The sequence below is a fragment of the Vibrio sp. 10N.261.51.A4 genome (assembly GCF_041471945.1).
GTDB classification, from domain to species: domain Bacteria; phylum Pseudomonadota; class Gammaproteobacteria; order Enterobacterales; family Vibrionaceae; genus Vibrio; species Vibrio crassostreae_C.
In genome coordinates this window covers 1-11920 of sequence record NZ_JBFRPJ010000103.1, presented here as the reverse complement: position 1 = coordinate 11920, position 11920 = coordinate 1, and the positions used below count along the sequence as shown (strand labels likewise).

General features: G+C 41.1%; 13 protein-coding genes. 6 read left to right on the top strand and 7 right to left on the bottom strand.

Annotated features, from left to right (window positions below; genetic code table 11):
• Window positions 1-117: 117 nt before the first annotated feature.
• The 3 genes from AB4384_RS21295 to AB4384_RS21285 form a co-directional block, all read right to left on the bottom strand.
• The gene (locus tag AB4384_RS21295) at window positions 118-432 is read right to left on the bottom strand and encodes a helix-turn-helix domain-containing protein (protein ID WP_017061716.1); all 315 of its coding nucleotides are present in this window, start codon (window positions 430-432) and stop codon (window positions 118-120) included.
• Between the two features lie 117 nt (window positions 433-549).
• Window positions 550-789 (bottom strand): hypothetical protein, encoded by a 240-nt coding sequence (locus tag AB4384_RS21290; RefSeq protein ID WP_017061717.1) that lies wholly within the window; start codon window positions 787-789, stop codon window positions 550-552.
• 338 nt (window positions 790-1127) lie between these two features.
• A complete protein-coding gene (locus tag AB4384_RS21285; RefSeq protein WP_137001856.1) occupies window positions 1128-1721 on the bottom strand; it encodes a TfoX/Sxy family DNA transformation protein in 594 nt (197 codons plus the stop codon).
• 192 nt (window positions 1722-1913) lie between these two features.
• Between AB4384_RS21285 and AB4384_RS21280 the strand changes: the two genes are divergently transcribed.
• The 4 genes from AB4384_RS21280 (at window position 1914) to AB4384_RS21265 (ending at window position 6871) form a co-directional block, all read left to right on the top strand.
• Entirely contained in the window at window positions 1914-2222 is a 309-nt protein-coding gene (locus tag AB4384_RS21280; protein WP_017061719.1) for an Hpt domain-containing protein, read from the top strand.
• 10 nt (window positions 2223-2232) lie between these two features.
• Window positions 2233-4557: an ATP-binding protein gene (locus AB4384_RS21275; protein ID WP_372130074.1), complete on the top strand. Its 2325-nt coding sequence runs from the start codon at window positions 2233-2235 to the stop codon at window positions 4555-4557.
• Between the two features lie 258 nt (window positions 4558-4815).
• Window positions 4816-5676 (top strand): helix-turn-helix transcriptional regulator, encoded by an 861-nt coding sequence (locus tag AB4384_RS21270; protein WP_102319859.1) that lies wholly within the window; start codon window positions 4816-4818, stop codon window positions 5674-5676.
• Complete coding sequence (locus AB4384_RS21265; protein ID WP_017061722.1) at window positions 5669-6871, top strand: EAL domain-containing protein; 1203 nt, start codon at window positions 5669-5671, stop codon at window positions 6869-6871. The genes AB4384_RS21270 and AB4384_RS21265 overlap by 8 nt, the downstream gene beginning before the upstream one ends.
• A 54-nt stretch (window positions 6872-6925) precedes the next feature.
• Here the strand turns inward: AB4384_RS21265 and moeB are convergent, their stop codons facing one another.
• A complete protein-coding gene (moeB, locus tag AB4384_RS21260) occupies window positions 6926-7678 on the bottom strand; it encodes a molybdopterin-synthase adenylyltransferase MoeB (RefSeq protein ID WP_372112360.1) in 753 nt (250 codons plus the stop codon).
• Window positions 7679-7690: 12 nt separating this feature from the next.
• On the bottom strand, window positions 7691-8926 hold the full coding sequence (moeA, locus tag AB4384_RS21255) for a molybdopterin molybdotransferase MoeA (protein ID WP_372130073.1): 1236 nt from the start codon (window positions 8924-8926) through the stop codon (window positions 7691-7693).
• Window positions 8927-9142: 216 nt separating this feature from the next.
• Between moeA and folE the strand changes: the two genes are divergently transcribed.
• Window positions 9143-9796, top strand: a complete 654-nt coding sequence (folE, locus tag AB4384_RS21250) for a GTP cyclohydrolase I FolE (protein WP_017061725.1) — start codon at window positions 9143-9145, stop codon at window positions 9794-9796.
• A 301-nt stretch (window positions 9797-10097) separates the two neighbouring features.
• Here the strand turns inward: folE and AB4384_RS21245 are convergent, their stop codons facing one another.
• Both AB4384_RS21245 and AB4384_RS21240 read right to left on the bottom strand, forming a co-directional pair.
• The gene (locus AB4384_RS21245; protein ID WP_229648331.1) at window positions 10098-10751 is read right to left on the bottom strand and encodes a hypothetical protein; all 654 of its coding nucleotides are present in this window, start codon (window positions 10749-10751) and stop codon (window positions 10098-10100) included.
• Entirely contained in the window at window positions 10744-11283 is a 540-nt protein-coding gene (locus tag AB4384_RS21240; protein ID WP_017061727.1) for a YaeQ family protein, read from the bottom strand. Before AB4384_RS21240 ends, AB4384_RS21245 begins: the two co-directional genes overlap by 8 nt.
• 444 nt (window positions 11284-11727) lie before the next feature.
• Between AB4384_RS21240 and AB4384_RS21235 the strand changes: the two genes are divergently transcribed.
• Window positions 11728-11916, top strand: a complete 189-nt coding sequence (locus AB4384_RS21235; protein WP_372130072.1) for a hypothetical protein — start codon at window positions 11728-11730, stop codon at window positions 11914-11916.
• Window positions 11917-11920 lie beyond the last annotated feature (4 nt).

Below are 11920 nucleotides of genomic sequence, written 5' to 3'. Positions count from 1 at the left end.
GAATTACGCAACAAAGCCCTCTCACGGTGCGCTTGCTGTGCTGACCGAATGCATTGGTCATATTCAAAGGCAAGTTGTAGGTTGGCGGCGCTGGTTTTTGGACGGGAGTGTTTAAATTCACTGCAAAACACATATTTTGTCAGTTTTATTTAAACTATAACCTATCTTGTAAATGGTATTGATTTCTATCCATCCACCGAGCCTAAGAAGCTTCTTTCTTAAAGACATGATCACCATATTCAATGCATTGTCACAGACGAATGAATTGGGCCATCCCATTTTTAGTAGATGGTGTTTGGTTAAATGCTCCCCTTGATGAGTGAGTAACTCTTTTAGAACTAAAAATTCACTGAGTGTGAGCTGGATGGGTTTTATCGTTGGGTGGTCGGCTAGCGAAATTCTTAGCGACCCTTTATGTAAGATTAAGTGCATAAACAAACAGCCAGTTTAATTATCATACCCGTATTATTTATTTGCTGCGATTACATGCAAGGTCAGGTTGAATATTAATCTGGCTATTATGCCTACTTAATGGGTTTTCCTTTCATATTACACATCAAACGAAACCATTTTATTTGCTGTTTTTGTATTAGTTATTTCAGTTTGTTTAAGTTCAACCTTACAACGTTCGCTTTGTGAGTTGAACGCGACTTGATTGCTAATAGGGTTTGAAGCGCAGTCAGAAGTCGGTACTTTCCCTGTCCAACGCACAGTGACATTTGCGGCCGCCGACTGAAAAGAGATAAGAGTTGCTAATACTGCTGTTGAAATAAAGATTAATGAACGCATATTTAGGCACCTTTTATTAGTGTTGTGTTGATATGCCTAGTTTGGTAGCGATAGGGCAGGTTGTAAAATAAATAGTTATAAATTCAGTTGCATTAAAACTTGAATGGTAATTTGTAGCAGAGGGAATAGTAGGAAACCAAAATAAAGGCTGGCAGTGAAAATTAAAACGGAGTGGGCGATCAAATGAAAGGGGAGGCTAATTTAAAGACGTTAAACTTGAGTGAAATCACTTAAGGACAGCGGGTTAGCCTAATGAGCCGTAGCTAGGAATAGCCACGGCATCAAATTGACCGCATTTGGATTTAACAAGAATCTAAGCTTCGTTAAAACAATATAGGCTAACAATAACTTTGAGCTTGGGTGCGCAATGCATTTTTTAGGTTCGTCGGCAGTTGTGAACGGTGTATACCCTGGATTGCACCCTCTAACGACCAAACTAACTCGATGGTTGGTTTATGGTGGGTATGCTGTTGGATAGCCTCTACAGCACCAATCGTGCCCAGGTTTTTGAGTTTCTCAATGGAGTTTATACCCGCTTTCTCAAGAAGTTGCTCAGTTGAGAATCGCATGTTGGGTAAGTCTTTGAGCCTTTCGGGAGCAGAAATATAACTGCTTCGTGATCTCTTTATTTGCTCTAGTGCGATTTCTGCTTCACATAGAGTCAAAGAATACTTGCTCCAAGGGTTTGCTGGCAACTTGTAATAATCCGCATTCTGACTTACTCCAAGTACGCTCGCATTCACCTTGGGGTAGCCCTTGTTAATAAAGTAGCCTTCTTGTGCCGGTGTTCCTCTGAGGTACAGCTCCCCACTTTTATGTAGAACGAGCAAAACGTGATCTACATAGAAGGCCGTTACGCCAAATATTTGTTTTATAGACACTCGACCTAATTGTTCCAAGCGTCTAAAAGTATGTCTGAAAAGTTGAGCCATTATTTTCACTCGATAATCATAAAAAGTGTGATCTATTGTCCAAATGTAGCCAGCAGTGAATATGGCATAAGCCAAGTTAAAAAACAGACAATGCCATTAGGCATGCCGGTTATTTAAATTCTCGATCTGCCATATCAGTTTTGTAACAGACGGTCAAAATTAAGGGGGGTCACGAAGGCGGGAGAAATTGGTATGTATAGCATCGACACAAATGTATTTTTAATGGCGACGGGTTGTAACTTTCAATCGGATATTGGCGTTCGATTTCGTCAGATTGCTATTAGAAGTTTGCACAAGGTTAATGATGATATTCTTCAAGGAGGTGAGTCCAATCGAGCGCTCGCCCATAAAGTGAAAGGCATTGCGTTATCTTGCGGGGCTACAGAGGTTGCAAGAATTTGTCTTAAATTGGAGCACTACGACGCGGTAATCAATGAAAGTGCAGGAAAAAAGATTTTGATGGATGTGTCTAACGCCATGATTCAACTTTTTGACGCTTAAGTTGGAGGATATGAACGTGTCTTTTAAAAATAAAATCATTTTCACCAACGCAACAATACTGGTTCTATTTGTGGTGTTGCTTACGTACTCCGCTATCGAAATCGTTCAGGTTTCTTCACAAAACCAATTTGAAGAGATAAAGGAGAGCATTACGGGAAATAACAAAAAGCTTCTACTTACCTTTGTGAAAGCTCAAAGTGTAACCCTTGATAAAGAGGTCGAGCTGATCACTGAGGAAGTGGATCATGTGGCGATTGATTTTGCTCATGATTTTGTTAATGAATCGAAAAACGAGGCACTTCGTAATAAACAGCTGGCTTATATCAATACTAAGCTTAAGCCCTTTATCAAAAAGGTGCTTTTTATTGACACTGAACGCAACCAAGAAGTCTCTATCACCGAAAATGGTATTGTAAGCCGCTCTATTTCTGTCGATTTTAGTCGCATGATCCACTACAAGAATTTCTATATAGGGAAAGAAGTTAAAGTGGGGCACGTCACTAAGTTTGCCATTTATATCCGTCCAGAGCACTGGGATAACGCGTTACTCAAATTTGATTTAGATTTAGAGTATTTTTCTCGTTCACTGACTTTTGAAAATATGATCGATGAATTCAAATACCGTTATTTCTTAGTAGACGACAGCGGCAAGCTTATCGCGTCGAATCTACAACAGAATGTCGACCAATTGATGTCTGAAAGTGTTTTTGATGAACAAATTCAAAAGAGTGTCGGAAGCCATATCATGTCACATTACTTGGGTAGTTTTGTGGTAAGTGGCGAAAAAGGTGTTTTCAATGTCACTTTTGTTCAGAACCGTCAAACCGGTTGGAGGTTGATTTTAGTCACGCCAGAGCATGTGATTCGTTCCAGTTATGCGACCACCAAAGAGCTGGTTTTATCTGGTGATAACTCGTTGATCAAACGCCTGTTCTTTGCTTATATCCTTTTGCTTGGTCTGTTTTTAGCTATTAACTCAATCGCGGTGAATAAGATGCTGATACCTATTTCTAAATTGATCGCACAAGCTAAATATCTAAAGCAGCGTGATTTTAATAAATCCAGACATACTGTTTATAGTAATGGAGACGAAATTGAACAGCTTTCAAAGGCTTATTCTGAGGCTGGGATCCAGATTCAAAATTTGATTGAAGGGCTTGAATATGAAGTTGAAGAGCGAACGAAGCAGTACGAGATAGCAGCGCAAGAGGCGAGTGAGGCCAATAAACAGAAATCGGTGCTGCTTTCAAATGTGTCCCATGAGGTTCGCACGCCACTGACCGCGATTATTGGTTATACACATATGCTAAGCCATAGCAAAAACTTTGACGAATATCGCCATCAGCTGAACGGTATTTCGAGTGCGAGCAATACTATTTTAGGCATTGTGAATGACCTATTGGATTTTGAAAGAGTAAAAGCAGCAAGCTATTCATTAAACCCTAAATGCCTGTCAGTAATGAGTTTGATGCGCGAAATTGAAAATACGTTTTTTCCGCTTAGCGAGTCTAAACAATTGTCGCTTGATATTATATGCAATGTCGATGCTTCGACAACATTGATGATTGATGAGCTTCGTATTAAGCAAGCAATCAATAATATAGTTTCGAACGCATTGAAGTTTACAAACAAGGGAGGGGTGACAATAGAAGTTTCAACCGACGATAGAGCATTCAATATCTCCGTAAGCGATACTGGAGTCGGTATTCCCCAAGATAAATTGGATGCGGTGTTTAACGGCTTTGAACAGGTTAATCAAGAAGACCAACAGTTTGGTTTTGGCTTGGGCTTGGCGATAACTAAAACCATCGTAGAGTTAATGAAGGGTTCGTTGCGTGTTGAGAGTGTGCTCGGCACCGGTAGTACTTTTGTTATCTCACTCCCAGCTCAAGAAATTATGAATGTTCTTGAGTGTTCTAACGGTGTTGCTGAACAGGTATATAACGTTAGAGAGCGCTTAGACTGCACAAGTAAAAAAGCCTTGATCGTTGATGATGTTGAGTTCAACCGAGAAATTCTAGAGTTCCACTTAAACGAGCTAGGTTGTGAATGCATGACCGCGAATGATGGTTTGGAGGCTTTAGCACTCGCTTCTGAACATGACTTTGATGTTGTACTGACGGATATTTCAATGCCGGTTATGGATGGCATTGAGCTTGCTTCTGAGTTGGAAAAGCGTAAGCCATCGTTACCTATAATTGCCGTTACGGCACGAGCTACCATTCAAGAAGAGGCTCGAATGGACCAATACTTTTCGTGTTATCTAACCAAACCGCTCAACCCGAGCGATCTAAAGCTAAAGCTTCATTGCGCTTTATCAGGTGGTACTTGCTAACTTAGTTAAATACTCCTACCTATAACCTGAGGGTAAGCCATCTTCGGATCTTCATGTATTATTTTCATCTGTTTTTCTGAGAGTTATGGGCATTGTCATCAAGATAATGCCCAAACTGTTATGAAAATAACTATCATCCAATAAGTGTTGAGAGTAGCTGGGCATTTTCAAATTATTCAATCACAGCTTGCCCTTAGCTTTTGTTCGTATTTAATTAAAAATAAGCTAAATCACAATAACGAATAAGAAAATAAAGCTATGTTTGGAAATATTATACGTACGTTTCGTGTTAATAATGGTTTGTCTCAAACTAATTTTGTTGATGCGATTCAAAGAAGTAACTCTAACTTTAACAACCTGGACGTTGTGACACTAAGCCGTTGGGAAAGAGGAGTAACAACTCCCCACTTAAAACGTCAAAACGAGTTACTGGACCTTATTGGAGTCAACATATTTGATGTTTGGGAGGCAAACGACTCACAAACAGTTCTCACAGGGTTAACGAATAAATTTAATAATAACGGTTATATTGATATGAACATGCACGTCCAAACAGAAGTTACGGTGATTAACTCAAATAATTCATTCCTTCTTGGGAAGATTACCAAGTTAATTGATGTCATCTTTGAATATGAGGATAACGTTATGCTCAGTAATTTAGAAGATTTAGGTATGAGTAGAAAGGTAATTATTGAAAAAATAATAAATCAATATTCTGGAGAGTTAACGCTCGTCACGGTTAATGGGCAATTAATCGGACACTTATTAAGTGCTAACTATAATCTTGCAGCAGATTTTTTGGAGCAAGTCTTAGTATCTAAAGAAGATAGAGCACATTTAGTTGTTACTTTTAACTGCACTCATTATTCGTCATTTACAGACACAATGGGCAGAGAGGCGTACAAGTATCTACAAAGCTTAAATCCAGATAAAGAGCTTTATATACTACTGAAAAGCAAAAGGATTTTTGATCTGTTTTTTTCATTGGGCTGCGAGTATCGAAGTGTAAGAAGTAACGATAGATCAATGAAGGTCATGAACTTGGATTCAAAGAAAATGAAATCACAACGCACTTGGATGGATATTATTGCAAACTATAAAGGTGAAGAGAATGAATAACACAGTATTGATTGTTGACGATGTTGAACTATCGAGAGAGGTCATTAAAAATGCGGTCTCTTTATCTAATAAAAAAACATCTGTACAGTTTGCAGAAAATGCGTTCGATGCAATGAGCAAAATGCAAAACGCATCATTTGATTTGGTGATTATGGACATCATGATGCCCAATGGCGATGGATTTGAACTCTTGAGTATGATGTCGCAACAAAATGTTGAGTCTAAAATAATCATTATTTCAGGTTTGGATAAATCCATTGTTAGCTCGGTGAGTATGCTTGGAAAGCTCTATGAGTTAAATGTTGTCGCTTCACTAGAAAAGCCTATTTGGGCTAACCAAATAAGTGAGTTGGTTGATAAAGCACTTGAAGTTGAAACCATAACCAAAAGCGAGCTTGGCTTTGGTAACCGTGCAACAATCATCGATGACGATTTTCCCATCAATCTGGTTTATCAGCCGCAAGTTGTTTCGGATATAAATGTTATTTCGGGGTTTGAAGTGTTGTCACGATGGTCTGATGAAAACGGGACCTTACTTCCACCGAGCTATTTTTTGCCAGTAATTGAAGAGCTAGGAAAGCAAAAGGTTTTTACCAATATCGTGATAAATAAATTCATTCAGGATTATCATCTCCACTTCAGTGAACTTGATAAATCGTTGAGGTTCTCAATTAATATCGATCCTAATTTACTGACTGATGAATCTGTTGTCGATAATCTACTCGAAATCTATAAGCAAGGTATTGAGCATACTATCGTTGTAGAGCTGACTGAAAAGGGGCTTTCAGGCAATATTGAAAAAGAATTGTTGGCAAATATTTTACGGCTAAGGTTGAATGGTTTTGAGATCTCTATAGATGACTTTGGGATGGAAGCATCGAATATTGAACGTATTGTCAAACTGCCTATTAGTGAGATAAAAATAGATAAAACCATTACATGGGGACTTTGCCATAACATTGATTACATGCAAAAAATCGATGAAGTTAAGAAGCTCGTTTCGGTAAAAAACGCACGTATTATCTATGAGGGTGTTGAAAATAAAGACACCTGTGCATTTCTGGAAGCTCTAGGCGGCTTTAACCAACAAGGTTTTCTTCATGGGGTTCCATCACTACCTGAAATTGTAGTTGAGATGCTCGCAGAGCAAAAGGAGCTAGATTACGTCGCTTCTGAATATACTTCTAATCATTAACAACGTATTAGGGTAACGAGCCAAAGCCAACTCAATGGGCTTTGGCTCTTTTTATTACTTACCACACACCGAACAATTAGGCATCTTCATTAAATTCATTTCACGCCAGCTGTGAGACATGGCATCGAGAATCAAAAGCTTGCCTTGCTTTGGTTGTCCAAACCCGGCAATAACCTTGATAGCTTCCAAAGCCTGAGCCGCGCCAACCATGCCAACAACAGGTGCCATCACACCGGCTTCAACACAGCTTAGAGCAGCGTTGCCGAATAGAGCGCTCAAGCACTGGTAGCAAGGTGCATTTTCATCTTGATAAGTGAATACGCTAATCTGACCTTCCATGCGAATCGCAGCGCCCGATACTAGAGGCGTTTTTGATGCGTAACATAAGCGGTTCAACTGATTGCGCGTTTCGACGTTGTCACTGGCATCAAGAACAAGCGAGTGTGCTTCAATTAACTTGCCAAGTGCCTCGTCATCAAGCCTGTGTTCGACAGTTTCAATCGTCAGATGCGGGTTCAATACCTGCAAAGATTCAGCGGCAGAATCGACCTTCTTCTTACCAATATCAGTATCGGTGTGAAGTACTTGTCGCTGCAAATTTGAAAGCTCGACAACATCGTCGTCGATCAGCATTAGCTTACCAATGCCCGCAGTCGCAAGGTATTGAGCAGAGGCACAGCCTAAACCACCCGCACCTAACACTAAGATTGAACTCTGTTTCAGCGCTTCTTGACCTTCAAAATCAAACTGTTTGAGAATGATCTGGCGATTGTAACGAAGCATCTCTGCGTCAGACAGTATTTCCATCAGCAAGCCTCGTTAGTAAAGCGTGGAGTTAAACAGTTGAATCTGAACCGTTTCACCGACTTCAACACGGCCACGTTCGCGCTCTAGTACCACAAAGCAGTTTGCTAAGCTCATTGAGCGGAAAGCGCCAGAGCTTTGGTTACCTGTTGTTTCTACTACAAACTTACCGTTTTCAATCGAGTAAATACCACGTTGATAATCAGTACGGCCTGGGCCTTTTTTGAATGCAGATTTAGTGATCGCAGGAATCGATTCTGGTGCTGTCCACGCAGTGTGACCGGCAAGTTTAGCCAGCATAGGTTGAACTAACACATACATAGTCATCATTGCAGACACTGGGTTACCCGGTAGGCCACAGAACCAAGCGTTGTCTAGCTCACCAAATGCGAATGGTTTACCTGGTTTGATTGCTAGTTTCCAAAAGCCGATTTCGCCAAGCTCTTCAAGAATGTCTTTGGTGTAATCAGCTTCGCCGACACTTACGCCACCAGAAGTGACAACTACGTCTGCCAGTTCTTGCGCTTTTACAAAGGTTTCTTTAAGCGTTGCAGGGCAATCAGGAATAATACCTAGGTCAATTGCTTCGCAACCAAACGCTTCAATCAGTGGTTTGATACCGTAGCGGTTGCTGTCGTAGATCTGACCATCTTCAAGAGGCTGACCTAATGGCTTGAGCTCATCGCCAGTAGAGAAGAAAGCGACTTTAGGTTTGTGTGCCACAGTTACATGACTCACACCGAGCGAAGCAATCATTGGAATGTCACGAGGTGTTAAACGTTCGCCACGGCTAAGAACGATATCGCCTTGCTTGATGTCGTCACCGGTAGGGCGAATGTTATTGTTCAGCTTGATGTCGTCTTGCTGAATCTCAATGCCAGCGTCAGTTTCAGCCGTGTTTTCTTGCATGATTACGACGTCACAACCTTCCGGGATCTTTGCGCCAGTCATAATGCGAATACAGTTGTTTGCTGGCCATTCACCTTCAAAAGGTTGACCTGCAAAGGACTTGCCCGCTAAAGGCAGCACTTTACTGTTCTCTAGGTCTGCTAAGCGCAGTGCATAGCCGTCCATTGCTGAGTTATCAAAAGGAGGGACGAAAATAGGGGATAGAATATCTTCAGCAAGTACGTAACCCAATGCTTCTGCTAATGGCAGTGATAAGGTCGTTTGAATAGGTTGAATTGGTGATAGCAGCTTATCTAGTGCTTCTTCAATTGGCATCAAGCCCGGAGCGTCGCAACAGCCCATAATTGAAATCCTTTGATCGTTATTATTTTGATTTGGCGGTTGGCAATAGGGATTCAATAGTTATCAAATCATGATGGTTCGCCAACGAAATTCTAGCCACTCTAGCACAGTTTAAGCCCCGTAAATAATGACCTCCCTTAAAATATGGGTGTATTTATTCAAAATTCCGAGTATCCTTGTTTGCCATCCAGAAGGGGTAATAAAAGAGGAAGTTCAATGTCAGGTCTTAGCGAATCAGCGAAGTTGGTTAAAGATGCGCTAGCAAGCCGTGGTTTAGAGACACCAATGAGTCCAAACCAGGTTAGCCGAGAAGAGAAAAAGGAACGAATCGAACACCATATGCGTGAGATTCTCACTCTCCTTGAACTTGATCTTACGGACGATAGTCTGGAAGAAACACCGCAACGTATTGCTAAAATGTACGTGGATGAAATTTTCTCTGGTTTGGATTACGCCAATTTCCCTAAAATTACGGTAATCGAAAACAAGATGGGCGTTCGTGAGATGGTACGAGTAAAAGACATTACCGTGACCAGTACTTGTGAGCACCACTTAGTGACGATTGATGGTAAGACTGCGGTCGCTTATATCCCTCGTGGGAAAATCATCGGCCTTTCAAAGATTAACCGTATTGTTCGATTCTTTGCTCAGCGCCCACAAGTTCAAGAACGTATGACGCAGCAGATCCTTGTTGCACTGCAAACGCTACTCGAAACTGATGACGTTGCTGTCACCATGGATGCGGTTCACTACTGCGTGAAATCACGCGGTGTAATGGACGCGACTAGCGAAACGACAACAACAGCTCTGGGCGGTATCTTCAGATCAAACCCAGCAACGCGCCACGAATTCTTACACGGCCTGCGTTAATACGTTTCGTTATTGGATGCACGTGATTTAGCCTTTGTAAATTGAAGTTCGTTGAAAATATTCTAAGCCTCGCTTTATGCGGGGCTTTTTTACGCCTGCAATGAAGTCAACTGTAATGGCTGAAAATGCTGTTATTCCCTAAAGTGAAGAATGAGCGACTTATTCACTTTCGCCATTCCCTAAAGTGAGGAATGAACGTAATAGGGAATCTGTTGCGGCCAAGCAGAAAAAGCACGCTCTATATCTTAACGTTTGTTGAAAGCATATAGAGCGTAACTAGAATCAGTCGCTGGTGGAGTGCTTAAGAAAGGTTAAACAAACGCTTTAAGTGGTGAACAATACCGGATGGCTTGTTCTCGGCTTGATAGATGCTCAAACCATCGTAAAAACTCGCCATGAACTCTACGCGAATCTCATCATCACTGCTTCTCGATATACGAGACAGTAGCGTAGCGGCTACAGCTGCGTGATCATTGGCTAGGCTGTAATCCATTCCTAGTCGTCCTTGAATGAACAACCACAAATGCGTGACTAGTTTTAACTGTTGAGCGTTAGAGTTTTGTAACTTGTCGCTGTGCTCAGTTCCCACTGTATTATCGAATACATTTTGCATCGCCTCATTCGCTTCTTTATTGCTTTCAAAGCGATAGCTTGCATCGATATGTACCTTGGTTAGCAAGCCAAGCAACGTCTGACGTGCAGAGTTCTCCGGCTTGTTCTCGCAAGCGTGTTTAAACAAAGCGTGGTTTTCATCAATAAATGACGACAGCTCTTTCTCGTAGCCTGTCGAGAGCGCTTTGACTGAACCTAAACCTGCTTCTTTTAAACACTGGTGAAGCTTGGTTCTAGCTTGTTGTTTAGCTTTGATTTCTTGCTGCGCGTCGGCTTGTTGCTTGGCTTCTTCTAGCTGGCTAGCTGCTGTTTGCGAATTATTCGGGGTTGGACGCTCAGTCATTACTCTGTAGCTCTTCCCACGTTACTTCTGCCGATTGAGTATCGCTGTTAATGAAAGCAGAGTTACCCGTCAGCATGACTGAAAGATCCATCGTACGTTGTGTCATCGCCGCTAGCTGCTCAATACCATCGTTGTCTAGACGAACGATCTGAGCTTTTAGGTAGCCGAATTTACCTTTGTTCTGCTCCCACCAAACGTTTGATTTAGTGTTGAAGCTGAATACGCGTACTGATTTAGATAGGCGAGTTGCCTTCTTAACACGCTCTGGATCGGGTTCGCCCACATCGACCCATTCTAGGATTTGATCGTCTAACGACTTCTGCCATAAATCGGGTTCTTCAATGCTAGACAACCCTTTAGTGAACTCAAGTTCAGGAGACGCATTGATACAGAAAGCCATGATTCGAGCCATCATTCGCTGTTCTGTTTCAGAAGGGTGTTGTGCAACCGTTAGATTGAAAGAGTCGTAATAGTCGCGATTCATATCGGTTAAAGAGATACGAAACTTGTAGATTGTGGGTTTTAGAGCCATGTGATGTAAGGGTTCCAATCGAATGAGGTGTACTATAGGTGTACCAATGAGTTTTTTGAAATCACAGCCTATAGATAAGTTGAGCCTAGTATAAACGAAGTAGAGCAGTTAGCTAGCAAGATAAGGTTTCGGTACACCTCAACTATTTAAGCACTTATGGCGAGTTAACAAAAAAGAGAGATCACATGATAGTAAACTGCACTTCATAGATTAAATCTTTCAAATCATCTTAAACGATTGCTTTCTCGAAGTTGAATGGCGACACAATGCCTACTTTTCTCGTAAATCATTCCTAACACGCAAGCTACAAGCTATTTCCGGCTGTACGAAAAAACAAAAAATGCAATAAGATGCATAATAAAGTGAAATTGTCAGGGTTTTATAAATTGATTTTAATCATAACCCTAAAAATACCAACCGAGATAGAAAATGGAGATTTATCGAATGGGTATTAATAAGAAAGGTCTATTGCCATTGGTGGTTGCAGGTTCCTTAGTTAGCTCTGAGGTATTGGCTACGGATAAAGAGGCAATACCTCAAGTTTGGGAAGGCTTTTACACTGGTGTAGCATTAGGGGTAGCAAACAATAAAGCTTCGTCTACATCTGCATTAGATTATGGCTTTGTTTCCTAAATCA

Coding starts and splice junctions, on each gene's coding strand:
- moeA (WP_372130073.1), bottom strand. CDS start 8,926: ATGGGCTGTTGCGACGCTCCGGGCTTGATGCCAATTGAAGAAGCACTA.
- AB4384_RS21285 (WP_137001856.1), bottom strand. CDS start 1,721: ATGGCTCAACTTTTCAGACATACTTTTAGACGCTTGGAACAATTAGGT.
- folE (WP_017061725.1), top strand. CDS start 9,143: ATGTCAGGTCTTAGCGAATCAGCGAAGTTGGTTAAAGATGCGCTAGCA.
- AB4384_RS21235 (WP_372130072.1), top strand. CDS start 11,728: ATGGGTATTAATAAGAAAGGTCTATTGCCATTGGTGGTTGCAGGTTCC.
- AB4384_RS21240 (WP_017061727.1), bottom strand. CDS start 11,283: ATGGCTCTAAAACCCACAATCTACAAGTTTCGTATCTCTTTAACCGAT.
- AB4384_RS21245 (WP_229648331.1), bottom strand. CDS start 10,751: ATGACTGAGCGTCCAACCCCGAATAATTCGCAAACAGCAGCTAGCCAG.
- moeB (WP_372112360.1), bottom strand. CDS start 7,678: ATGGAAATACTGTCTGACGCAGAGATGCTTCGTTACAATCGCCAGATC.
- AB4384_RS21275 (WP_372130074.1), top strand. CDS start 2,233: ATGAACGTGTCTTTTAAAAATAAAATCATTTTCACCAACGCAACAATA.
- AB4384_RS21290 (WP_017061717.1), bottom strand. CDS start 789: ATGCGTTCATTAATCTTTATTTCAACAGCAGTATTAGCAACTCTTATC.
- AB4384_RS21280 (WP_017061719.1), top strand. CDS start 1,914: ATGTATAGCATCGACACAAATGTATTTTTAATGGCGACGGGTTGTAAC.
- AB4384_RS21295 (WP_017061716.1), bottom strand. CDS start 432: ATGCACTTAATCTTACATAAAGGGTCGCTAAGAATTTCGCTAGCCGAC.
- AB4384_RS21265 (WP_017061722.1), top strand. CDS start 5,669: ATGAATAACACAGTATTGATTGTTGACGATGTTGAACTATCGAGAGAG.
- AB4384_RS21270 (WP_102319859.1), top strand. CDS start 4,816: ATGTTTGGAAATATTATACGTACGTTTCGTGTTAATAATGGTTTGTCT.